The 21,164-nt window shown below is 70.9% G+C and carries 21 protein-coding genes and 1 pseudogene; 13 read left to right on the top strand and 9 right to left on the bottom strand.

Features of this window, described 5'->3' with window-relative positions:
- Positions 1-182: 182 nt before the first annotated feature.
- Positions 183-1,262, top strand: coding sequence for a transglycosylase family protein (locus AC07AW_RS37945; RefSeq protein WP_478820006.1), 1,080 nt, complete (start codon positions 183-185; stop codon positions 1,260-1,262).
- A 47-nt stretch (positions 1,263-1,309) separates the two neighbouring features.
- Here the strand turns inward: AC07AW_RS37945 and AC07AW_RS37950 are convergent, their stop codons facing one another.
- A complete protein-coding gene (locus AC07AW_RS37950) occupies positions 1,310-2,296 on the bottom strand; it encodes a LuxR C-terminal-related transcriptional regulator (RefSeq protein ID WP_478820007.1) in 987 nt (328 codons plus the stop codon).
- Between the two features lie 161 nt (positions 2,297-2,457).
- Here AC07AW_RS37950 and AC07AW_RS37955 point away from each other — a divergent pair, with 161 nt between their 5' ends.
- Together AC07AW_RS37955 and AC07AW_RS37960 are read left to right on the top strand one after the other, a co-directional pair.
- Positions 2,458-2,805, top strand: coding sequence for a hypothetical protein (locus AC07AW_RS37955; protein WP_478820008.1), 348 nt, complete (start codon positions 2,458-2,460; stop codon positions 2,803-2,805).
- Between the two features lie 106 nt (positions 2,806-2,911).
- The gene (locus tag AC07AW_RS37960) at positions 2,912-3,097 is read left to right on the top strand and encodes a hypothetical protein (protein ID WP_478820009.1); all 186 of its coding nucleotides are present in this window, start codon (positions 2,912-2,914) and stop codon (positions 3,095-3,097) included.
- 11 nt (positions 3,098-3,108) lie between these two features.
- Here AC07AW_RS37960 and AC07AW_RS37965 read toward each other — a convergent pair whose 3' ends face one another.
- From AC07AW_RS37965 to AC07AW_RS37975, 3 genes are read right to left on the bottom strand one after another with little or no spacing between them, the layout of a single operon-like run.
- Complete coding sequence (locus tag AC07AW_RS37965; protein ID WP_478820010.1) at positions 3,109-4,017, bottom strand: isopenicillin N synthase family dioxygenase; 909 nt, start codon at positions 4,015-4,017, stop codon at positions 3,109-3,111.
- Complete coding sequence (locus AC07AW_RS37970) at positions 4,010-4,462, bottom strand: nucleoside deaminase (RefSeq protein WP_478820011.1); 453 nt, start codon at positions 4,460-4,462, stop codon at positions 4,010-4,012. The genes AC07AW_RS37965 and AC07AW_RS37970 overlap by 8 nt, the downstream gene beginning before the upstream one ends.
- Positions 4,463-4,516: 54 nt before the next feature.
- A complete protein-coding gene (locus tag AC07AW_RS37975; protein ID WP_478820012.1) occupies positions 4,517-5,119 on the bottom strand; it encodes a flavodoxin family protein in 603 nt (200 codons plus the stop codon).
- Between the two features lie 151 nt (positions 5,120-5,270).
- Between AC07AW_RS37975 and AC07AW_RS37980 the strand changes: the two genes are divergently transcribed.
- Complete coding sequence (locus tag AC07AW_RS37980; RefSeq protein ID WP_478820013.1) at positions 5,271-6,194, top strand: DMT family transporter; 924 nt, start codon at positions 5,271-5,273, stop codon at positions 6,192-6,194.
- On the opposite strand, the gene AC07AW_RS37985 is transcribed toward AC07AW_RS37980, so the two are convergent.
- Together AC07AW_RS37985 and AC07AW_RS37990 are read right to left on the bottom strand one after the other, a co-directional pair.
- Positions 6,103-6,981: a LysR family transcriptional regulator gene (locus AC07AW_RS37985; RefSeq protein WP_478820014.1), complete on the bottom strand. Its 879-nt coding sequence runs from the start codon at positions 6,979-6,981 to the stop codon at positions 6,103-6,105. The genes AC07AW_RS37980 and AC07AW_RS37985 overlap by 92 nt on opposite strands.
- Positions 6,981-7,373 (bottom strand): PLD nuclease N-terminal domain-containing protein, encoded by a 393-nt coding sequence (locus AC07AW_RS37990; protein ID WP_478820015.1) that lies wholly within the window; start codon positions 7,371-7,373, stop codon positions 6,981-6,983. Before AC07AW_RS37990 ends, AC07AW_RS37985 begins: the two co-directional genes overlap by 1 nt.
- 90 nt (positions 7,374-7,463) lie before the next feature.
- On the opposite strand from AC07AW_RS37990, the gene AC07AW_RS37995 reads away from it, so the two are divergent.
- Genes AC07AW_RS37995 through AC07AW_RS38005 form a run of 3 tightly spaced genes read left to right on the top strand, consistent with a single transcriptional unit; the run spans position 7,464 to position 10,522 of the window.
- Positions 7,464-8,915, top strand: a complete 1,452-nt coding sequence (locus AC07AW_RS37995; protein ID WP_388855359.1) for a menaquinone biosynthesis decarboxylase — start codon at positions 7,464-7,466, stop codon at positions 8,913-8,915.
- Positions 8,915-9,817 (top strand): menaquinone biosynthesis prenyltransferase MqnP, encoded by a 903-nt coding sequence (gene mqnP, locus AC07AW_RS38000; RefSeq protein ID WP_478820016.1) that lies wholly within the window; start codon positions 8,915-8,917, stop codon positions 9,815-9,817. Before AC07AW_RS37995 ends, mqnP begins: the two co-directional genes overlap by 1 nt.
- A 30-nt stretch (positions 9,818-9,847) precedes the next feature.
- Positions 9,848-10,522, top strand: a complete 675-nt coding sequence (locus AC07AW_RS38005; RefSeq protein WP_392157748.1) for a UbiX family flavin prenyltransferase — start codon at positions 9,848-9,850, stop codon at positions 10,520-10,522.
- Here the strand turns inward: AC07AW_RS38005 and AC07AW_RS38010 are convergent.
- The gene (locus AC07AW_RS38010) at positions 10,519-10,656 is read right to left on the bottom strand and encodes a hypothetical protein (protein WP_167537137.1); all 138 of its coding nucleotides are present in this window, start codon (positions 10,654-10,656) and stop codon (positions 10,519-10,521) included. The two genes, AC07AW_RS38005 and AC07AW_RS38010, sit on opposite strands and share 4 nt — an antisense overlap.
- 113 nt (positions 10,657-10,769) lie before the next feature.
- On the opposite strand from AC07AW_RS38010, the gene AC07AW_RS38015 reads away from it, so the two are divergent.
- Both AC07AW_RS38015 and mqnE read left to right on the top strand, forming a co-directional pair.
- A complete protein-coding gene (locus AC07AW_RS38015; RefSeq protein WP_017241016.1) occupies positions 10,770-11,225 on the top strand; it encodes an Lrp/AsnC family transcriptional regulator in 456 nt (151 codons plus the stop codon).
- Positions 11,226-11,274: 49 nt separating this feature from the next.
- The gene (mqnE, locus tag AC07AW_RS38020) at positions 11,275-12,438 is read left to right on the top strand and encodes an aminofutalosine synthase MqnE (RefSeq protein WP_478820017.1); all 1,164 of its coding nucleotides are present in this window, start codon (positions 11,275-11,277) and stop codon (positions 12,436-12,438) included.
- Positions 12,439-12,489: 51 nt separating this feature from the next.
- On the opposite strand, the gene AC07AW_RS38025 is transcribed toward mqnE, so the two are convergent.
- A complete protein-coding gene (locus tag AC07AW_RS38025) occupies positions 12,490-13,023 on the bottom strand; it encodes an N-acetyltransferase family protein (protein WP_478820018.1) in 534 nt (177 codons plus the stop codon).
- Between the two features lie 135 nt (positions 13,024-13,158).
- Here AC07AW_RS38025 and AC07AW_RS38030 point away from each other — a divergent pair, with 135 nt between their 5' ends.
- Together AC07AW_RS38030 and AC07AW_RS38035 are read left to right on the top strand one after the other, a co-directional pair.
- Positions 13,159-13,425, top strand: a complete 267-nt coding sequence (locus AC07AW_RS38030) for a DUF4229 domain-containing protein (RefSeq protein ID WP_329853093.1) — start codon at positions 13,159-13,161, stop codon at positions 13,423-13,425.
- A gap of 358 nt (positions 13,426-13,783) precedes the next feature.
- Positions 13,784-15,121, top strand: coding sequence for a dicarboxylate/amino acid:cation symporter (locus AC07AW_RS38035; RefSeq protein WP_478820019.1), 1,338 nt, complete (start codon positions 13,784-13,786; stop codon positions 15,119-15,121).
- Positions 15,122-15,178: 57 nt separating this feature from the next.
- On the opposite strand, the gene AC07AW_RS38040 is transcribed toward AC07AW_RS38035, so the two are convergent.
- Complete coding sequence (locus AC07AW_RS38040) at positions 15,179-18,415, bottom strand: caspase, EACC1-associated type (protein WP_478820020.1); 3,237 nt, start codon at positions 18,413-18,415, stop codon at positions 15,179-15,181.
- A gap of 179 nt (positions 18,416-18,594) precedes the next feature.
- Between AC07AW_RS38040 and AC07AW_RS38045 the strand changes: the two are divergent.
- Together AC07AW_RS38045 and AC07AW_RS38050 are read left to right on the top strand one after the other, a co-directional pair.
- Positions 18,595-19,174, top strand: a pseudogene (locus AC07AW_RS38045) (TetR/AcrR family transcriptional regulator).
- 108 nt (positions 19,175-19,282) lie between these two features.
- Positions 19,283-21,163 carry an AMP-dependent synthetase/ligase gene (locus AC07AW_RS38050; RefSeq protein WP_478820021.1) on the top strand — a complete coding sequence of 627 codons (1,881 nt, stop codon included), beginning with the start codon at positions 19,283-19,285 and terminating at the stop codon, positions 21,161-21,163.
- Position 21,164 lies beyond the last annotated feature (1 nt).

Below are 21,164 nucleotides of genomic sequence, written 5' to 3' on the forward strand. Positions count from 1 at the left end.
AACAACCAGAACACGAACAACGACGCCGACTACGAGTTCAACTTCGGCGGCGACGGAATGATCCCGGTCGCCGGCGACTGGGACGGCAAGTAGGACCCCCACGCGGCGGCGCCGGGCACCCGCCCCGGCGCCGCCGCCCCGCGCCCGGCCCCTTCCCCACTCCCCCGTACCGAGGTCTCGTCATGCGCTCCCTGTCCTCCCGCCTGTCCACGCTCGCCCTCGCCGCGGGCACCCTCCTCGCCTCCCTCACGCTCGGCGCCGGGCAGGCCACCGCCGCCTCCGTCGCCACCTGGGACAAGCTCGCCCAGTGCGAGAGCGGCGGCAACTGGTCCCTCAACACCGGCAACGGCTACTACGGCGGCATCCAGTTCAGCCTGAGCACCTGGCAGGCCATGGGCGGCACCCAGTACGCCGCGTACCCGAACCAGGCGACCAGGGAGGAGCAGATCCTCGTCGGCGAGAAGCTCCTCGACACCTACGGCGAGAACCAGTGGCCGGTCTGCGGCCCCCAGGTGGGACTCGGCTCCGACCCGTACGACCCGGTCTTCGCCCGCCAGGACGGCATCGGCATGTGGGACCCGTACAACCACTACTTCCACCTGCGGAACACGGCGAACGCGGGCGGCAACGACGCCGGTGACTTCGTCTACGGCGGTACGGGGATGAAGCCGCTGACCGGCAACTGGGACGGCGCAGGCGGCGACGGCGTCGGCATGTGGGACCCGGCCACGCACACCTTCTACCTGCGCAACTCGCCCAACCAGGGCGCCAACAGCTACGAGATCAGCTTCGGCAGCCTCGGCGACGTCCCGGTCGTCGGCGACTGGGACGGCAACGGCACCGACACCATCGGCGTGTGGCGCCCCTCGAACCACACCTTCTACCTGCGCAACTCCAACACCGCCGGTGCGGCGGAGAAGGTCTTCGTCTACGGCGACGACGGCATGATCCCGCTGGCCGGCGACTGGGACGGCATCGGCGGAAGCGGCATCGGCATGTACGACCCGTCGACCCGCAAGGTCTACCTCCGCAACGCGCCGAACTCCGGCGGCAACGACTACGAGTTCGTGTACGGCACCGTCGGCCACAAGCCGGTCGTCGGCGACTTCGACCGGGACGGCAAGGACACGGTCGCGGTGTGGATGCCGAGCAGCCACGTCTTCTCGATCAACAACCAGAACACGAACAACGACGCCGACTACGAGTTCAACTTCGGCGGCGACGGAATGATCCCGGTCGCCGGCGACTGGGACGGCAAGTAGGACCTACCGCTGCGGCGCCGGGCATCGCCCCGGCGCCGCAGCGGCGGTCAGGACAGCCACCCCCGCTGCACCGCGCGCACGCCCGCCTCGAAGCGGCTGCGCGCGCCCAGGCGTTCCATGAGCAGGGTCGCCGTCCGGCGGGCGGTCCGGTGGGAGACGCCGAGGCGCTTGGCGATCGCCTCGTCGGTGAGACCGCTGGCGAGCAGCCGCAGCGTGGTGGCCTCGGTGTCGGTGAGCTCGCCGTCCTCCTCGGTCACCGGCTCGCCCAGCGGCTTCGCGCCCTCCCACACCGTCTCGAAGAGGGCGCAGAGCGCGGTGACGGTGCCCTGGCCGGTGATCACCACCGCACCGGCCGCCGAATCGTCACTGCTGACCGGCATCACGGCGGTCGCACGGTCGATGATGATCAGCCGCACGGGCAGGGTGGCGACGGTACGGGCCTGCCGGCCGAGACTGCCGAGCCACTCGGCGTACGCCATGGTGTGCGGGCTGTTGCGGACGCTGTCCAGATAGACGGTCCGCATCCGGATCCCGCGCTCCAGCAGGGCGAGGTCCAGCGGCTTCGAGGCCTCCAGGTTGTCCTGCGACTGCGCCCCGTCGGGGGAGAAGATCATCACCTCCTCCCGGACCTGCCGGTGCAGCGAGGCGAGGCGGTCGCGGATCTCGTCCAGACCGATCAGGTGCTCGACCCCCGGTTCGGGGGTCTGCGGACGCAGCTGCGTGTACTCGGCGATGAGCTGCGCGGCGGCGGCGCGGCTCTCCTCCACCCGCTGCTGCTGGGCGAGGAGCTCGGCCTGCTGCCGGGCGAGCAGCAGCTCCATCCCGACGTCCGGGCTCACCGCCCGCAGCGTCCCGGGAGAGTCGTACGAGGAGCGGACCAGGCCGATCTCGCTGAGCCGGTCGAGCGCTCCTCGCACCTCCTCCTCCGCGAACCCGATCCGTGTCCCGAGCGCGACGACCCCGTCGCCCGGATACGCCAGCATGGCGCGGTAGACGGACTCGGTCCTCTGGTCCAGTCCCAACAGCGTGAGCATCCTGGAGGCCCCCCCTCGCACGATGGTTGATCACAGGGATCGTCGCACGACGTCGGTGATCATGGACCGCCGGAGGGGAGGTTGGCCGTTTCAGTCCAAGGCATCAAGGGGCCACCGGGAGTTGTCGTGGAATGGCGTCCCGGCTTGACACTCTGGATCCCATGTACCTGATCCACGCCCAACTCGCCTCACCCGCAGGAATGTTGATGCCCTGCGACGCCGCCACCAAGGCTCTGGGGCTCGCCCGTCCCGACGAGGGCGTCGAGCACGTCAGCGCCCATGCGAACGGGCCCCGTGGCCCCGTCCTCGGGGTCTATCTCCTCGCGGACTCACTGGCCCAGGCGGAGGCCCGTACGGCGGCCCTCTGCGAGCGGCTGCTGACCCGGCACCCGGGCTTCACCGGCTGGTCGCTGCGGCGGGCGGAAGCGGCCTTCCTGGCCCCATTGGGTCATGGCCTCTTGGGGCCACCCGGCAGGCCTACCGGGGGTCCCGCCGGGCGAGCAGAGTAGGACGTGCCGAAGGGGCGAGGAGCTCCGGAGGCGACACCGGCCCGCACCACCGCGGGGTACGAGGCCGGACCCGTTCCCACTTCTGCAGTCCCGAAAGGCTCCTCCCATGATCAGCACCCGTATCGCCCGGACCACCGCGGTCGTCGTCTGCTCCCTCGCCGCCCTCCTGCTCCCCTCGGTGGCCGCGCAGGCCGCCCAGGACCAGCCCGTCGCCCAGATCGAGGCGTCGGCGCAGCCCGCCACCGGCGACACCGGCACCGGCACCGGCACCGACGACTTCGGCTGGCAGTAGGCCGGGGAGCGTCACTCGGTGGCGATGGCATCGAGCTGACCCCGCAGATACGCGTGCGACTCGATGCCGTGGATGGTCGTCCCCGGCGTGCACTCGTAGAAGTAGACCAGCGACATCAGTTCCTCGGCGGGCGCGTCCGCCGGCGGCGGCAGCACCCGATGCCGCCCTGAACGCCACCGCCCTCCCGTCCAGCCCGCCATCAGATCGCCGATGTTGACGGTGAACGCGGCCGGATCGTACGGAGCGTCCTGCCAGCCCCGGGCGTCGGTGAACACCTGAAGCCCGCCCTTGCCCGCCTCCCGGTCGAGCACGGTGACCGTGCCGAAGTCCGTGTGCGGCCCGATACGGAACTGCCCGGGCTCCGGATCGCCGGTCCGCTCCCGCCCCGGATACCAGTTGACGTTGAAACCGAAGGTGGGATGCCCGGTGTGCCGGGTGAAGAAGTCCCGCTCCTCGCCGAGCGCGACACCCAGCAGATCGAGAACCCGATCGGAAAGCGACTTCATGGCCACCAGGTAGGTCTCCACGAGCGGCCTGAGCTCAGGCACCTCGGCGGGCCACGTATTGGGCAGGAACCACTCCGCGTCCACGACCGGGTCCCCGGTCGGCTCATCGGCCGCGAAGGAGAGCGACTCCTTCAGGTCGGGCGGGGTCGCCGTGCCCTCCGCGTACCCGTTGGCCTCCGCCCCCGGCCCGAGCCACCCCCGCCCCCCGACCCGCACGGCGTACGGCTCCTTGACGGCGGCGGGCAGATGGAAGAACCGCCGGGCGACGGCCCGGATCTCCGCCCGCAGTCCCGCGTCGACACCGTGCCCGGTGACCAGCAGGAACCCGGCCTCGCGCAGGGCCCGGTCGACGGCGGGCAGCTGGGGGCCCGGATCGCGCCCCAGATCGATCGTGGGCAGACTCGCTTCACTCATCGCCGATGTCCTCGTTCCACAGGGCCGGGTTCTTGTCGATGAAATCCCGCATCAGGCCGACGCAGGCGGCATCACCGAGCACGACGATCTCGACCCCGTGCTCCGCGAGCCACTCCTGCCCGCCGTGGAAGGTCTCGGCCTCCCCGACGACCACCCGGGAGATCCCGAACTGCCGCACGAGCCCGGAGCAGTACCAGCAGGGCGAGAGGGTCGTGACCATCGTCGTCCCCCGGTACGAGCGCTGCCGGCCGGCGTCCCGGAAGGCGGCGGTCTCGGCATGCAGGGACGGGTCCCCGTCCTGCACCCGCCGGTTGTGCCCGCGCCCGAGCAGCTTCCCGTCGGCCCCGTAGAGCGCGGCCCCGATCGGAATCCCACCCTCGGCGAGCCCGGTCCGGGCCTCGTCGAGCGCGGTACCGAGCCACCGCCGTGCCAGTTCCAGATCCATACCGGGAGCCTTCCCGGGCAGGGGGCCGGCCTCACACGGGGAACGTCGGACGGGCTACCCCTCGTAGGGGAAGCGGGCGAGCGGGGTCTCGTTCTGGAAGAAGGTCTTGGCGCGGGTCATCGCCTCTTCGTCGGCGTGGATGCGGCCGGGGCGGGACGCGGTGCCGGTCAGGACGCCGCCGAAGCGCATCCCCAGATAGGCCGCCGAGTGGTTCAGGGCCGTCACCAGGCCGTCCGCGACCTCGTGCTCGTCGTGCGCCATCGCCGTCACCCCCCACAGCGTGCCGCCCGCCATGCGCTCCTTGAAGTCCGAGTCGGGCACGTTCAGCCAGCCCGACCAGTAGTCGAGGTAGCGCTTGGTCTGCGCGGAGAGGGTGTACCAGTACAGCGGCGAGGCGATGACGATGTCGGTGGCGTCCAGCGTGGCCTGCCGCAGCAGCTCCTCGTTCTCCTCGTCCTGCCGGTCCGCCGACTCGTGCCGTCCGTCCTGGAAGTCGGGCAGGGTCAGCTCGTTCAGGTCCACCCAGCGCTGCGGCACGTCGGCGGGAAGTTGCGCGGCGGCGGCGCGGGCGAGGATCTCGGTGTTTCCGTCGGAGCGCGAGCTGCCGAGGACGAAGAGGAACGAGCGGTCCGTGCCACGTGCGGTGTCGAGGGTCATCTCTGCTCCGGCTCTCGGGGGGTGTCCCGTTGCCAACTCCCGTCTCCCCGAAGGTATTCCGGGCTCCATCGGCCGAGCCGATCGGGCCCATCGGCAGGACGCCCCACTGGCCCGTGGACCGCCCCCGGTCCGCGTTCGTAGCGTCGTCGTCATGAGAAACGAGACCAGGGGAACCGTCGAACTCACCCTCGCCATGGTGCTCTCCGGCACCCTCGGCGTCTTCGTCGTCGAGTCCGGCGCCTCGCCCTTCGAGGTGGTGTTCTTCCGCTGCCTCTTCGGGGCCCTCGCCCTCGGGGCCTACAGCCTCGTCCGGGGGTTCTTCACCGGGCACGGGTTCACCGCGAAGAAGCTGGGGCTCGCCGCGCTCGGCGGCGTCTTCATCGTCTTCAACTGGGTGTTCCTGTTCGAGGCGTACGAGGCCAGCTCCATCTCCCTCGCCACCGTCGTCTACCACACGCAGCCGTTCTTCCTCGTGCTGCTCGGGGCCGTCGTCCTGCGGGAGCGGATTCCCGGATCCAAGCTGGGGTGGCTCGCCCTCGCCTTCGTCGGACTGGTGCTCGTGTCCGGCGTACGGCCCGGTGACACCGCCTCCCTCAAGGGGCTCGGGTTCGCGCTCGCCGCCGCCGTGCTCTACGCCCTCGCCACCTTCGTCACCAAGCGGATCACGGGGGTGCGGCCCCATCTCATCGCCCTGGTGCAGGTGCTCGTCGGGATGCCGCTGCTGCTGCCCTTCGTCGACTTCGGGGGCGTCGGCGGCGGTGGCTGGGGCTGGCTCGTCGGCCTCGGGTTCATCCACACCGGGCTCATGTACGTGCTCATGTACGCCGCCTACGCCAAGCTGCCCACCGCCAAGATCGCCGTCCTCGCCTTCACCTACCCCGCCGTCGCCATGGGCGTCGACTGGGCGGTGTACGGGCATCACATCGGGCTCGTCCAGGCGCTCGGCGTCCCGCTGATCGTGCTCGCCAGCCTCAGGGTCACCCTCACTGCTCGGACACCAGCCGCCGCGCCTGCTCCACGAACAGCCGCACGTGCGCCGGAAGCCGCTTCCCCCGCCGCCACGCGAGCTGCGTGAACAGGGTGAACGGGGCCTCCCAGGGGAGCGGAACCAGCGTCCCGCCCGCCAGTTCCCGCTCGACCGCCACCCTCGGGAGCAGCGCCACCCCCAGGCCCGCCGCCACCCCCCGCTTGGTCGCCTCGATCGTGCCGAACTCCATGAACGGCGGCGCCCACTCCCGCAGCTCCGCCTCGAACAGGTCGCGGTACGGGCAGCCCGGCTCGGTGCCCACCAGCTGGGCACCGGCCAGGTCCGCGCTCGTCAGCTCCGTACGGCCGACCAGGGGATGGCCCGGGCCCGCCACCAGGACCAGGGGCTCCGGCGCGAGGATCTCCGACTCCAGGCCCTCGTGTTCCGTCTCCGGCTCCATCAGGAAGCCGACGTCGTACGTGCCCTGCCGCAGCGCCTGCCGGGTCTCGTCGCCGAGCGTGGGGCGGAGCGTCAGCCGCACCTTCGGGTAGCGGTGGTGGAAGTACTCCAGGAGGGGCGGCAGCCGGTAGGAGGTGAGGGACTCCATGGTGCCGATCGCGATCGGGCCCGAGGGCTCCGCCGTGGTCGCGACGGCGGTACGGGCCTCCTCCGCCAGGTCCGCCATCCGGCGGGCGTACGGGAGGAGCCGTTCACCGGCCTCCGTCAGGCGGATGCGGGAGCCGAGGCGCTCGAAGAGATCGACCCCGAGCGAGGACTCCAGGGAGCGGATCTGGCTCGTGACGCTCGACTGGGCGTAGCCGAGTTCCGCCGCGGCCCTGGTGAAGGAGAGGACGTCGGCCACCTTCTCGAAGGTGGCCAGGAGCCGCAGCTCCATCAGCCCTCGGTCCCCGTGTCCTCGCCGCGCTCGCGCTTCTTCAGCTCTTCCTCGCGGCGGCGCAGGTCCGCCTCCCAGTCCTTGAGGAGGGACTCGTCTTTCTTGTTCTCCTCGCGGAGGGACTTGAGGAACTCCGGGTTGTCGTCCGGGGCGACCCACTCGTGACGGTGGTCGCGGTGCCACTCGGAGGGCGTACGGCCTCCGGCGGGGGCGCGGCGCAGCTTGCCGGCGGCGAACCACACGATCGGGCCCACGATCCAGAACAGCAGGATGATGATGACCCAGACCACCTTCGGCAGGTGCTTGACCTCGTCCTCGGGGGTGTTCAGGCAGTCGATGAAGGCATAGATCGTCAGCGCCAGCGGCAGGATGTACATCAGCGCCCTGAGCATGTGGTGCGGCCCCCTGGAAGCGGTGGCGGGGGCGCGTTTCAGCGGCCCCGGTGACAGGTCAAGCCTAGCCCGTGGCGGATACTGACCCCTATGGCTTACGACGATCTCCGCTCGCTGCTCAGGGCCCTGGAGCGCGAAGGCGACCTCAAGCGCATCAAGGCCGAAGTCGACCCGTACCTGGAGGTCGGGGAGATCGTCGACCGGGTGAACAAGGCGGGAGGTCCCGCGCTTCTCTTCGAGAACGTCAAGGGCTCCTCGATGCCCCTCGCGATGAACGTCTTCGGCACGGACCGCCGGCTGCTCAAGGCCCTCGGTCTGAAGTCGTACGGCGAGATCAGCGAGAAGATCGGCGGGCTCCTCAAGCCGGAGCTGCCGCACGGTTTCGTCGGGGTCCGGGAGGCCTTCGGCAAGCTGGGCTCGATGGTCCACGTGCCGCCGAAGAAGGTCAAGGAGGCTCCGGTCCAGGAGGTCGTCCTCACCGGGGACGACGTCGACCTCGACCTCCTTCCCGCGCTGTTCACCTGGCCCAAGGACGGCGGCTCCTTCTTCAACCTGGGCCTCACCCACACCAAGCATCCCGAGACCGGGGTGCGGAACCTGGGGCTCTACCGGCTCCAGCGGCACGACAAGCGCACCATCGGCATGCACTGGCAGATCCACAAGGACAGCCGCAACCACTACGCGGTCGCCGCCGAGCGCGGCGAGCGGCTGCCGGTCGCGATCGCCTTCGGCTGCCCGCCGGCCGTCACGTACGCCTCGACGGCGCCGCTGCCCGGCGACATCGACGAGTACCTCTTCGCCGGCTTCGTGCAGGGCAAGCGGATCGAGATGGTCGACTGCAAGACCGTCCCGCTGCAGGTCCCGGCCAACGCCGAGGTCGTCGTCGAGGGCTGGCTGGAGCCCGGCGAGATGCTTCCGGAGGGTCCCTTCGGCGACCACACCGGCTTCTACACCCCGCAGGAGCCCTTCCCCGCCCTGAAGATCGACTGCATCACGATGCGGAAGCGTCCGCTGCTCCAGTCGATCGTCGTCGGCCGGCCGCCGACCGAGGACGGGCCGCTCGGGCGGGCGACGGAGCGTTTCTTCCTGCCGCTCCTCAAGATCATCGTTCCGGACATCGTCGACTACCACCTGCCGGAGTCGGGCGGCTTCCACAACTGCGCGATCGTCTCGATCGACAAGAAGTACCCGAAGCACGCGCAGAAGGTCATGCACGCCATCTGGGGCGCGCACATGATGTCGCTGACCAAGCTGATCATCGTGGTCGACAAGGACTGCGACGTGCACGATCTGCACGAGGTGTCCTGGCGGGCGCTCGGGAACACCGACTACGCGCGGGACCTGACGGTGGTCGAGGGTCCGGTGGATCATCTCGACCATGCCTCCTACCAGCAGTTCTGGGGCGGCAAGGCCGGTATCGACGCCACGAAGAAGCTGCCCGAGGAGGGCTACACCCGGGACGGCGGCTGGCCGGACATGGTGGAGTCGGACCCGGCGACCGCGGCCCTGGTGGACCGCCGCTGGAAGGAGTACGGGCTGTGATGACCACGGCCGCCGTCCCGGGCGCCGAGCCCGGGCGTACCAAGGCGTTCCTGCGGCTGGTGATGATCGAGCACTCGGTCTTCGCGCTGCCCTTCGCCTACATCGCCTCCCTCACCGCGATGTTCCAGCTCGACCGGAACATCCACTGGTGGACGCTCTTCCTCGTCACCGTCTGCATGGTGGGCCTGCGGACCTTCGCCATGGCCTGCAACCGGATCATCGACCGCGAGATCGACGCGCGTAATCCGCGGACCGCGAACCGGGAGCTCGTGACCGGCGCGGTGTCCGTGCGTTCGGCGTGGACCGGGGCCGGGATCGCCGTCGTCGTCTTCCTCGGCGCCGCCGCCCTCCTGAACCCGCTCTGCCTGGCGCTCGCCCCGCTCGCCGTCATCCCGATGGTCGTCTATCCGTACGGGAAGAGGTTCACCAACTTCCCGCACGCGATTCTCGGTCTCGCGCAGTCCATCGGGCCGATCGGCGCCTGGCTCGCCGTGACCGGGGAGTGGTCCTGGGACGCGGTCATCCTGGGCCTCGCGGTCGGCATCTGGATCGGCGGCTTCGACCTGATCTTCGCCTGTCAGGACGTGCAGGCGGACCGGGCGCACGGCGTCATGTCGGTCCCGGCCCGCTTCGGCGTGCCGGCCGCACTGTGGGGCGCCCGCGCCTCGGCGGTCGTGACGACGGGCCTCCTCGTCTGGTACGCCCTGGCGACGGACGCGGGCCTCTTCTTCTGGGTCGGCCTGGTGATCGTGATCGTGGCCTTCGGCTACGAGCACACGATCGTGAAGCCGCACGACCTGTCCCGTCTGAACAGGGCGTTCTTCACGACGAACGGCTTCATCGGGATCAGCCTGTTCGTGTGCGCGCTGCTCGATCTGCTGGTCCGCGGGCTCACCCCGTAGCCCGGTGCGAGGACGGATAGGCTCGACGGCATGAACGACGGCAAGCGCACCCCCTGGATCGTGGGGGTTTCCGGGGCGTCGGGTACGCCGTACGCCGCCGCCGTGCTGAGGGGGCTGCTCGACGCGGGGGAGAGTGTCGACCTCGTCGTGTCGCGGGCCTCGCGGCTGACGCTGCTCGACGAGACGGGGATCGCCTTCCGGGACGCGCACTGGCGCGAGGACCTGGCGGCGTGGCTGGCGCGGGGGGCGGACGGGAAGCCGGACACCTTCGACGTGTCGGACCGGCTCGACGACGTGCGGTACTGGGCTGCCGGGGATCTGGCCGCGGGGCCGTCCTCCGGCTCGTACCCGGCGAAGGGGATGCTGGTGGTGCCGGCCTCGACCGCGGCTGTGGCGGGAGTGGCACTCGGGCTCTCGAAGGACCTGCTGCAGCGGGTCGCGAGCGTGACGCTGAAGGAGCGGCGTCCGCTGGTGGTCGCGGTGCGGGAGACTCCGCTGAACGGACAGACGCTCAAGCACATGGTGGCGCTGGACGAGGCGGGCGCCGTGGTGCTGCCCGCCTCTCCGGCGTTCTACGCGGGGGCGACGCACATCCAGGATCTGGTGGACTTCGTCGCCGGGCGGGTGCTGGACGCGGCGGGAGTGCCGCACCAGCTGTACCGCCGGTGGGAAGGAGAGCTCGGTGCGGCTCTCCAGGCTGATTAGCGCTTCTTGGCGTGCTTCTTCTCGGCGCGCTTCGAGGCGGCGGTCGGCTGGTGGGCACGCGAGCGGTTGGCCAGGTCCTGCAGCTCGCGCATGCGTGCGTAGGCCATCTCGATCGTGTACACGGTGAACACCACTCCTGAAAGATCGTCTTTGATCTGCTGAAAGATTCACAGGGTGTCGCCCCTGTGTACCTTAGATTCTATACCTAAACTCGCGGTATCGCTGGACAATGGAAGGCTTCATACCTATGGACGCCGTGGACAGGCAGCTCATCCAGGCTCTGCGCGAAAACGGCCGCGCCTCGTACGCCGAGCTCGGCCGGCTCGTCGGGCTCTCCGGCCCCTCCGTCACCGACCGCATCAACCGTCTTGAGGCCGCCGGGGTCATCACCGGCTACCGCGCCACCGTCGACGCCGCCTCGCTCGGCCTCGGCGTCACGGCCCTCATCGGCATCTCCCTCTCGGACGCCGCCGACCACGAGGACGTGGCCCGCCGCCTCAAGGACCTCGCCGAGATCGAGGACTGCTGGTTCATCGCCGGCGACGACTCCTTCATGCTCAAGGTGCGCGCTAACGACGTCGACGGCCTGGAGAAGACGATCCGCCGGCTCTCCGGCACCAAGGGCGTCTCCCGCACCCGTACGACGATCGTGCTCTCCACCAAGTGGGAGAACCGGGTCGGAGAGCTGCCCGAAGAGGGCTGAGAGTACGGTGGTCAAGCCTGAATTCGGAGATAAAGGGAGGCGGCCGTACATGGACGCGGGACTCAAGCGCGAACTTGAGCAGAAGGTCCGGGACGGTGAGCGGCTGAGCCGTGAGGACGGCATCGCCCTGTACGAGTCCGACGACCTCGCCTGGCTCGGCGGTCTGGCCCACGAGGTCCGGACCCGCAAGAACGGCGACGTGGTCCACTTCAATGTCAACCGGCATCTGAACATGACCAACGTCTGCACCGCCTCCTGCGCCTACTGCTCCTTCCAGCGCAAGCCGGGCGAGAAGGACGCGTACACCATGCGCATCGAGGAGGCCGTGCGCCTCGCGAAGGCGATGGAGAACGAGAACCTCACCGAGCTCCACATCGTCAACGGGCTGCACCCCAACCTGCCCTGGCGCTACTACCCGCGCTCCCTCTCCGAGCTCAAGAAGGCCCTGCCGAACGTCTCCCTCAAGGCGTTCACGGCCACCGAGATCCACCACTTCGAGACGATCTCCGGCCTCTCCGCCTCCGAGATCCTCGACGAGCTCATCGAGGCCGGCCTGGAGTCGCTGACCGGCGGCGGCGCCGAGATCTTCGACTGGGAGGTCCGGCAGCACATCGTGGACCACCGCACCCACTGGGAGGACTGGTCCCGGATCCACCGGCTCGCCCACGAGAAGGGGCTCAAGACCCCCTCGACCATGCTCTACGGGCACATCGAGGAGCCGCGCCACCGCGTGGACCACGTGCTGCGGCTCCGTGAGCTCCAGGACGAGACCGGCGGCTTCCAGGTCTTCATCCCGCTGCGCTACCAGCACGACTTCGTCGACATGCAGGACGGCAAGGTCCGCAACAAGCTCCAGGCGCGCACCACGATGGCGACCGGCGCCGAGGCCCTGAAGACCTTCGCGGTCTCCCGGCTGCTCTTCGACAACGTGCCGCACGTCAAGGTCTTCTGGGTCATGCACGGCGTCCAGACGGCGCAGCTGGCGCTCCAGCACGGCGCCGACGACATGGACGGCTCGGTCGTCGAGTACAAGATCACGCACGACGCCGACAACTACGGCACGCCGAACAAGCTGGGCCGCGAGGACCTGCTCGAACTGATCCGTGACGCGGGCTTCCGGCCGGTCGAGCGGAACACGCGGTACGAGATCATCCGCGAGTACCCGGGTCCGGACGCGGACCGGCGCGAGTCGCCGCAGTCCATGCGGTTCTGACGCGGTCGTGACGAAGGGCCGGCGGGGCGACCCCGCCGGCCCTTCGTCGTCTCAGGTCAGCGGCAGCAGCATGATGATGTCGTCGCGGTCGTCCCCGGGGGCGACCCGGATCGCGTCGGGGACGCGGCCGACCTCCTTGTAGCCGGACTTGGCGTAGAAGCCGTCGACGCCGGTGCCGCCGCGGCAGGTCAGCCGGATCGCCTCGATCGCCTCGAAGCCCTCGGCGGTACGGGCGGTGTGCTCGACCGCCGCCATGAGGTCGCGGCCGTACCCCTTGCCCTGGTACCGGGGGTGGACCATCACGGTGTAGAGCCACACCCAGTGGGTCATCAGGCGGTGCTTGTTGAAGGTGAAGAAGGCGGTGGCGGCGACCCTGCCCTCCTCGTCCCGGCCGACGAGCAGGCGCGTGCCGCCCTCGGTCATCGCGACGAGGTGCTTGAGCAGCTCGGGGCGTATCGCGTCGGGGGTCACGGGGGGTACGAAGCCGACGGCGCCGCCCGCGTTGGAGACGTCGGCCCAGAGGGAGAGCACGCCGTCGCGCAGGGCCGGGTCGACTGCCGGGTCCACCTCGAAGGTAAGGGTCATGGATGCAGATTATCTATTACTCTTGCTGTGCTCAAGAGGCCCGGTCCCGGGGGCGCCCTCGCCGCGTGCTTCACTGGGAGGCGCTCGTCCCGCATGGGAACTTTGGGATCTTTCGGAACGGAAGAGTGGACTGACATGCTCCGCTACACGCTGATGCGGCTCGGGATCTTCGCCGGGTGCTTCCTCGCCCTGTGGGGTCTCGTCTACGTCGGCGTGCTGCCGCGCGGCCTGGGCGACTCGAACCTCCTCTGGGTCCTCGTCCTCTCCATCGTCATCTCCGCCCCGCTGAGCTTCGTCCTCCTGCGCAAGGTGCGGGACGAGGCGAGCGCCGAGATCGTGGCGAAGGTCGACCGCGCGAAGGGCCGTCTCGACGCGAACCGGTCCCAGGAGGACGCGCTGTAGCCGTATAAGGGCTGCGTAAGCTTCCTCACAGACATCCACCCCGGGCAGGGCCTTCCAAGGCTCCGGCCTGGGGTGTTCTGCGTTTCGGAGGCGAATGGGGCTCTCCGCAACCCAAAGAATGGCTTTGAGGTTCTCAAAGTTCAAGTGTTAACGTGCTGGACGTGATGACGACAGTGCGCCTGACCGATGCCGCGAGCACCCCGCTCGTGGCGCGCCTGCACGTCGATCTCTGCCGCTGTATGTCCGCGGTCTGTTGCCGCGCCTCCTGATCCGGCATCATGCAGCGGCCCGCGCCCGAGCGCGTGTGCGCCGCACCCCCGTCCCGTATTCCCCCGATACGCACCTGTGGAGTGTGCCCGTGTCCTCGTCCGCTTCCGCGACCGAGTCCAAGCCGTCCCGGATACCCAAGGTCCCCTTCTGGGCCCAGATCATCGCCGGTCTGGCCCTCGGCGCCCTGCTCGGCTGGGTCGCCCGCAGCCAGGACGTCTCCTGGCTGAAGGAGACCCTCGGCCAGATCGGCGACATCTTCGTCCAGCTGCTCAAGCTGGCCGTCGCGCCGCTCGTCTTCTTCGCGATCCTGGTCTCGATCACCAACCTGCGGAAGGTGAACAACGCCGCCCGGCTCGCCACCCGCACCCTCCTCTGGTTCATGATCACCTCGCTGATCGCGGTCGGCATCGGCCTCGCCATCGGCCTGATCACCAACCCGGGCGCCGGCACCGGCCTCACCCCGCAGGACGGCAAGCTGCCCAAGCGCGAGGGCTCCTGGATCGACTTCCTCACCGGCATCATCCCGACGGACGTCATCACGCCCTTCACCGAGCTGAACGTCCTTCAGATCGTCTTCATGGCCGCCGTCGCCGGCATCGCCGCCCTCAAGCTCGGCGACCGCGCCAAGCCGATCCTCACCCTCTCCGAGTCGGTCCTGGAGCTCCTCCAGAAGGCCCTGTGGTGGGTCATCCGCCTCGCCCCGCTCGGCACCGTCGGCCTCATCGGCTTCGCCATCGCCGACTACGGCTGGGACCTGATCGGCAAGTACGCCACCTTCACCGCCGACATCTACGTCGGCTGCGCCCTGGTCCTCTTCGTCGTCTACCCGACGCTGCTCGCCACGGTCGCCAAGGTCAACCCGCTCCACTTCTTCAAGGGCGCCTGGCCGGCCATCCAGCTGGCCTTCGTCTCCCGCTCCTCGGTCGGCACCATGCCGGTCACCCAGAAGGTCACCGAGCGCCTCGGCGTCCCGAAGGAGTACGCCTCCTTCGCCGTCCCGTTCGGCGCCACCACCAAGATGGACGGCTGCGCCGCGATCTACCCGGCGCTCGCCGCGATCTTCATCGCGCAGATCTTCGACGTGCAGCTCGGCATCGGTGACTACCTGCTGATCGCCTTCGTCTCCGTCATCGGCTCGGCGGCCACCGCCGGCCTCACCGGCGCGACGGTCATGCTCACCCTGACCCTCTCCACCCTGGGCCTCCCCCTGGAGGGCGTCGGCCTCCTCATGGCGATCGACCCGATCCTCGACATGATGCGCACGGCCACGAACGTGGCGGGCCAGGCCCTGGTCCCGGTGCTCGTCTCCGCCCGCGAGAAGATCCTCGACCACACCGCGTACGAGCACGCCTCGGCCTCCCCGATCGACGACCTGGCCGCGATCGGCGAGAAGGACGAGAAGGTCGCGGTCACGGCTGCCGCCTGACCCTTCCCGCGCAGCGCCTTCGTGCCCCGGACCTCCCCGGCCCGGGGCACGCGTGCGTCAGGGGCCGAGTTCGGCGATGCGGTTGCGGCACCACTCCGCGCTCTCCTCCTTGCCGAGCTCGCCGTAGATGCCGGCCGCGGACCGGTACAGCTCGGCGGGGTCGCCCTGGTCGGGGTCCTCGGCGGCGATGCCGGCCAGGAGGGCCAGGGCGTACGCCTGGTTGAGCCGGGTCCCCATGGTCTCGTAGCGGTCCAGCGCCTCCCGGCAGGTGGCCGCCGCCGCCCCGTGCAGCCCGAGGTCGAGTTCGAGCCGCGCCAGACCGCACAGCGCGTCCCCTTCGCCGCCCGGGTCGTCGATGTCCCGCCAGAGACCCAGGGACTCGTTCAGGGCCGTGCCCGCCGCGTCGAAGTCCCTGTTGCCGAGGTGGACATAGGCCATGCCGAGGAGCTCGATCGCCTGTCCCCGCCGGTCACCGATCTCGCGGTGGAGCCCGTACGCCCTCGTGTGGAAGCGCAGGGCCTCCTCGGGCCGTCCCCGCGCCCGGCTGACATGGGCCAGGCCGCTGAGCCCGATCCCCTGGCCGCGGAGGTCGCCGAGGGCCGTGTAGATGTCGAGGGCCTCCTGGGCCTTGGCCTGCGCCTCGGCCAGGTGGTCCTGGTCCAGGTGGGCCAGGGCCAGGATCGCGAGCGTGTCCGCCCGGCCCCCCTGGTCGCCCAGGGAGTCGAAGAGGCGGTACGACTCCTCGAACATCCCGGTGGCCTCCGCGTACTGCTGCTGGTACCGGAGGATGCTTCCGTAGCCCATGCCCACCTTGGCCTGGCCGCCGCGGTTCCCGAGCTTCCGGTAGACCTCCAGGGCCTGCCGGTAGTGCTCCTCGGCCTCGTCGGGCCGGTGCTGGTACCGGCGGGTGTCGCCCAGGCGCAGCAGCGCTTCGGCCTGGCCGTGCCCGTTCCCGGCGGAGACGTACAGGGCGCGGGCCCGCGCGAATCCCTCGGCCGCCGTGTCACTCCGCTCGCTCAGGTAGTCGATCGTGGCGATCTCGAGAACGGCATCGGCCATGCCGCCGACGTCGCCGTGGGTCTCGTAGAGGGCGAGGGCCTCGCGCTGCCGTTCCATGCCCTCCGTGTGACGCTCCTGCAGACGGTACGTCCGGCCCAGGCCGTTCAGCGCGTGGGCGTGCTCCAGGGATCCCTCCGCCGCGAGGCCGAGCAGCAGGTCGAACAGTCCCTGGGCCTCCACGACCCGGGACTCGCGGCTGCAGAGCCGGCCGACCGCGCGCAGGAAGGCGGGCGCGTCCTCCCAGCCGCCGACGGCCGACGCGCGGGCCGCCGCGCTCAACTCCTGGGCGTGGGCGTCCAGCCAGCGCCGGGCCCGGCGGATCGGCTCGTCGTCGTCCGCGGGGCTGCTGCGCAGGGTCTCCCGCTCCCGCTCCAGGCGGGCGAGGAGAGAGGCGTACAGACGGTTCCGGCTCGGCTCCGCCTCGTCCGGGGCGTCCTGGGCCGCGCGCTCCCTCGCGTATCCCAGGCTCAGGTCGTGGAAGCCGTAGCGGCCCTCGCGGTGGGTGAGGAGCTGCTCGATCTCGGTGAGGCGCAGCTGGGTCACGTGCTCCGGAAGGCCGCTCATGGCCGCGAGCGAGTCCGCGCCGAAGTCCGGGCCCGGGTGGACCGCCGCGTGGCGGACGAGGGTGCGCAGCTCCGGGTCGAGGGCGTCGTAGGCGCTGGTGAAGGCGGCCCGTTCGGCGGCGTCGATGTCGGGGAACGCGCGGTACGGGGAGGAGTCGGCGAGGGAGGCGAGCACGGCCTCGGGCGGGGCTCCACGGCGCAGGCGGGTGCTGAGGGCGCGGACGGCGAGGGGGCTGCCGTGGACGCGGTCGGCGATCTCGTCGAGTCCGGTGGTGGATTCGGGGACGCCCATCCGGTGCCAGGCGTCGGCGCACTCGGCCTTGCTCAGGGGCTTCAGCTCGTGGCTCCAGTCCCAGGTCAGGTCGGTGAGCGCCGAGCGGCTGGAGACCAGGACGAGGCTCCGCGAGCCGGCTCCGGGGAGGAGCGGGGCGAGCTGGGCGGCGTCGCGGGCGTTGTCCAGGATGAGGAGGACCGCCTTCCGCTCCAGGGACAGGCGCCAGGACTCGGCGCGTGCGACGGGGTCGGACGGGATGTCCTGGGCCGCGTGCCCGAGGTGGAGGAGCTGTTCGGCGATCACGGCGTCGGGGCTGCGGGGCGTCTCGCCGGGTGTCCAGCCGCGCAGGTCGATCTCCAGGCAGCCGCCGGGGAACCGCTCGGAGACGCGGGCGGCGACGGTCCGGAGCAGTTCGGACTTGCCCAGGCCGCCGCGGCCGTGGATCAGGCAGACGGCGGGGGCGTCCGCCGCCATCGCCTCCAGCTGTGCGACTTCCTCCGCGCGGCCGGTGAAGTACTTGGTGGGGGCGAGCTGGGTGCGGGGCGCGAGGGACGAGGCGGTGCGGGGGCGGCCCGGGCCCATCTCGCCCGGCCGGTCCAGGGAGGCTCCGCGGCCGGGCTGGAACGCGGGAACCGGCGTGGCGAAGGAGCGGTTCGCCGCGAGGCGGATGCGGTGGCCGTTGTCGCGGGTGCTCATGCGCGGCTTCGGGATCGCGTGGCCGTCGATGACGCGGCCGTCGAGCCGGGCGCACAGCGTGTCGTACAGATCGGCCATGGTGAGGGCGGGCTGCTGGTCGCCGCGCCGGCCGTCGGGCAGGACGGCGGGGAGGCCGCCCGCGAGGACGGCGAGCAGTTCGAGGGTGAAGACGCTGCCGTCGGTGAGGCAGAGGGAGCGCTCGGTCTGGGCGGCGGAGGTGAGGACACAGGCGCCCTCGATCTCGAAGTCCCCTTCGGCGACAGAGGAGTCGGCGGCCATGTGGAGGGCGCCGCCGCTGAAGCAGGAGTCGACGATCACGATCTTGCGCTGGGCCCGGGAGGCGGCCACGATCGCGCGCACCTCGTCGTACGGGACCGAATGGAAGGGCCGTGCCTTCCGGGACTCCCGGGTGCTGAGCAGCAACTGCTTGTCGTCCCGGCCGACGTGGCCGTGTCCGGCGTAGTAGACGAGGAGCAGGTCGCCCGCCTCGTCGGCCGCGTCCTGGACGGCGTCGAGGAAGCCGGCGGCGGTGCTGTCGGGCGGGACCGTGACGCAGTGGGCCGGGTCGAGGCCGCCGAGGTCGTCCGCGACGAGCAGGGAGCGTAAGGCGGGGGCGTTGTGCCGTACGCCGTCGAGGGCGGCGAGGTGCCGGTAGGCGTGGACGCCGAACAGGACCGCGCGGGAGGTGCGGGCCGGTGTCATGCCCCACCGCTCGTGATCCGGACCTGCATGTGGCGTGCCCCCGTATCCCCGGTCTCGCTGCGATCCAGGCCGAGTCTAGGAGCTTTGTAGGCTGGCGGAGAGAGTACTCGGGAAGGTTGGACGCCGTGGCCGGTGGGGCGAAGGCGCGGCGTCTGCCGCGGGTGGTGCGGGAACGGCAGATGGTGGACGCGGCCGTGCGGTGCTTCGCGCGGCAGGGGTACCAGGCGGCGTCCATGGACGGGATCGCCGAACTCGCCGGGGTCTCCAAGCCCTTGGTCTATCTGTACGTCGGCTCCAAGGAGGAGCTGTTCACCACCGTCATCCGGCGGGAGGCCGGGGCGCTGCTCGCGGCCGTGGCCGCCGGGTTCGGGGGGGCCGGAGGCGCCGCCCGACGAGCGGCTCTGGGCGGGGCTGCTCGCCTTCTTCACGTACGCCGCCGAGCACCCGGACGCGTGGGTGGTGCTGAGCCGGCAGGCGCGGACGCACGGGGAGCCGTTCGCCGGGGAGGTCGCGCGGATGCGGGACGGGATCGTGGGCTTCGCGGCCGGGCTGATCGGGGAGGCCGCGGGGGAGGCGGGTGTCACCGCGCGGGACGCCGACGCGCTGGCGCAGGCCCTGGTGGGGGCCGCCGAGTCCTTGGCCGGCTGGGCGAACGAGACCCCCGGGGTGACGGCGAAGGAAGCCGCCGCGACGCTGATGAGCTTCGCCTGGGCGGGGCTCGGAAACCTCATGAAAAGCGAGCGCTGGTCTCCCCGTTGAGGCTTACCCCACAGTAAGGTTACCGGCTAGTCAAGGCAGTCAAGGCACCGCAGGGCTCAACGCACCGACGCACGACCTCAGTTCATCGCGCAGACCGAGGAGCCGCCCGTGTCCGTCGTCACCGCCGCAGCCGGGACCGAGCCCGTCGAGCCGCACAAGGTCGTGGTGGACGGCCGGGTCCGGGAGGTCTCCGCCCCCGCCCTCGTGCCCCGGGTCGCCCGCGGTTCGCTCGCCGACCTGCCGTACGACAACGCCCGGCAGGCCCCCGAGGCCGTCCTCTTCTCCCGGAAGGACGCGGGAGGGGAGTGGCGCGACGTCACCGCCGCCCGGTTCGCCGCCGAGGTGCACTCCGTCGCCAAGGGTCTCATCGCCCACGGCCTGCGCCCCGGCGACCGGCTCGCCCTGATGGCCCGCACCACCTACGAGTGGACCCTGATCGACTTCGCCGCCTGGGCCGCCGGACTCGTCACCGTCCCCGTCTACCCCACCTCCTCCGCCTTCCAGACCCGCTGGATCCTCCAGGACTCCGGCGCCACGGCCTGTGTCGTCGAGGACGCCGAGCAGGCGCGGCTCGTCTCCGCCGAGCGGCGGCAGCTGCCCGGCCTCGCCCATCTGTGGGTGATCGGGACCGGCGCCGTCGACCAGCTGCGGAAGGCGGGTGCCCGGGTCGCCGACGAGGCCGTGACCGCCCGCCGGGGGCTGCTCACGCCCGAGACCCTCGCCACCCTCATCTACACCTCCGGCACCACCGGTCGGCCCAAGGGCTGCGCCCTCACCCACGCCAACTTCTTCGCCGAGGTCGACAACGCCGTCCGGCTCCTCCACCCCGTCTTCGTCTCGGAGAGCAAGGAGCCCGCCGCCACCCTCCTCTTCCTGCCGCTCTCCCACGTCTTCGGCCGGATGGTCGCCGTCGGCTGCGTCCGCGCCCGCGTCCGCGTCGGGCACGCGCCCTCCGTCGAGGGCGAGGAGCTCCTCACCGACCTCGCCGCCTTCCGGCCCACCTTCCTCCTCGCGATCCCGTACGTCCTGGAGAAGGTCTTCAACAAGGCCCGCGCCACCGCCGAACGCGGCGGGAAGGCCGCCGCCTTCGACCGGGCCGCGAAGATCGCCCGCCGGTACGGGCGGCAGGCCTCGCCCTCGCTCTCCCTGCGGGCCGCGCGGGCGCTCTACGACCCGCTCGTCTACCGGCGCATCCGCACCGCGCTCGGCGGCCGCGTGAAGTACGTGATCTGCGGCGGCTCCCCGCTCGGCGCCCCGCTCGCCGAGTTCTTCGCGGGCGCCGGCGTCGAGGTCTTCGAGGGGTACGGCCTGACGGAGACCACCGCCGCCTCGACGGTCACCCCGCCGCGCCGGCCGCGCACCGGGACCGTCGGCTGGCCGCTGCCGGGCACCGCCGTCCGGATCGCCGGCGACGGCGAGGTCTGGCTCAAGGGCGGCCACGTCTTCGCCGGCTACTGGGACGCACAGCGCGGAGCGGCCCTGCCGTACACCGACGAGGGCTGGTTCCCCACCGGGGACCTCGGCTCGCTCGACGACGACGGCTATCTGCGGATCACCGGCCGGAAGAAGGACATCCTCATCACCTCGGCCGGCAAGAACGTGGCCCCGGCCCCGCTGGAGGACTGGCTGCGCGCCCACCCGCTGGTCGCCCAGTGCATGGTGCTCGGCGACGACCGCCCGTACGTCACGGCGCTGATCACCCTGGACCACGAGGGCCTGACGCACTGGCGGCGGATGCGGCACAAGGACCATCTGGCGCTCTGGGAGCTGGCCCGGGACCCGGAGCTGCTGGCCGCGCTCCAGCGGGGGGTGGACGATGCCAACCGGCTGGTCTCGCGGGCCGAGTCGATCCGCGCCTTCCGGGTCCTGACCACCGAGTTCTCGGAGACCTCCGGACATCTGACGCCCTCCCTGAAGCTCAAACGGCGAGCGGTGCTGCGGGACTTCGCCCGGGACATCGAGGAGATGTACGGGACGGGGGCCGAATAGG

This window comes from Streptomyces sp. NPDC044003 (assembly GCF_056435185.1).

Excerpts from the sequence above, each read along its gene's own strand:
- AC07AW_RS37945 (WP_478820006.1), top strand. The coding sequence starts at position 183 with ATGCGCTCCCTGTCCTCCCGCCTGTCCACGCTCGCCCTCGCCGCGGGC.
- AC07AW_RS37950 (WP_478820007.1), bottom strand. The coding sequence starts at position 2,296 with ATGCTCACGCTGTTGGGACTGGACCAGAGGACCGAGTCCGTCTACCGC.
- AC07AW_RS37955 (WP_478820008.1), top strand. The coding sequence starts at position 2,458 with ATGTACCTGATCCACGCCCAACTCGCCTCACCCGCAGGAATGTTGATG.
- AC07AW_RS37960 (WP_478820009.1), top strand. The coding sequence starts at position 2,912 with ATGATCAGCACCCGTATCGCCCGGACCACCGCGGTCGTCGTCTGCTCC.
- AC07AW_RS37965 (WP_478820010.1), bottom strand. The coding sequence starts at position 4,017 with ATGAGTGAAGCGAGTCTGCCCACGATCGATCTGGGGCGCGATCCGGGC.
- AC07AW_RS37970 (WP_478820011.1), bottom strand. The coding sequence starts at position 4,462 with ATGGATCTGGAACTGGCACGGCGGTGGCTCGGTACCGCGCTCGACGAG.
- AC07AW_RS37975 (WP_478820012.1), bottom strand. The coding sequence starts at position 5,119 with ATGACCCTCGACACCGCACGTGGCACGGACCGCTCGTTCCTCTTCGTC.
- AC07AW_RS37980 (WP_478820013.1), top strand. The coding sequence starts at position 5,271 with ATGAGAAACGAGACCAGGGGAACCGTCGAACTCACCCTCGCCATGGTG.
- AC07AW_RS37985 (WP_478820014.1), bottom strand. The coding sequence starts at position 6,981 with ATGGAGCTGCGGCTCCTGGCCACCTTCGAGAAGGTGGCCGACGTCCTC.
- AC07AW_RS37990 (WP_478820015.1), bottom strand. The coding sequence starts at position 7,373 with ATGCTCAGGGCGCTGATGTACATCCTGCCGCTGGCGCTGACGATCTAT.
- AC07AW_RS37995 (WP_388855359.1), top strand. The coding sequence starts at position 7,464 with ATGGCTTACGACGATCTCCGCTCGCTGCTCAGGGCCCTGGAGCGCGAA.
- mqnP (WP_478820016.1), top strand. The coding sequence starts at position 8,915 with ATGACCACGGCCGCCGTCCCGGGCGCCGAGCCCGGGCGTACCAAGGCG.
- AC07AW_RS38005 (WP_392157748.1), top strand. The coding sequence starts at position 9,848 with ATGAACGACGGCAAGCGCACCCCCTGGATCGTGGGGGTTTCCGGGGCG.
- AC07AW_RS38015 (WP_017241016.1), top strand. The coding sequence starts at position 10,770 with ATGGACGCCGTGGACAGGCAGCTCATCCAGGCTCTGCGCGAAAACGGC.
- mqnE (WP_478820017.1), top strand. The coding sequence starts at position 11,275 with ATGGACGCGGGACTCAAGCGCGAACTTGAGCAGAAGGTCCGGGACGGT.
- AC07AW_RS38025 (WP_478820018.1), bottom strand. The coding sequence starts at position 13,023 with ATGACCCTTACCTTCGAGGTGGACCCGGCAGTCGACCCGGCCCTGCGC.
- AC07AW_RS38030 (WP_329853093.1), top strand. The coding sequence starts at position 13,159 with ATGCTCCGCTACACGCTGATGCGGCTCGGGATCTTCGCCGGGTGCTTC.
- AC07AW_RS38040 (WP_478820020.1), bottom strand. The coding sequence starts at position 18,415 with ATGACACCGGCCCGCACCTCCCGCGCGGTCCTGTTCGGCGTCCACGCC.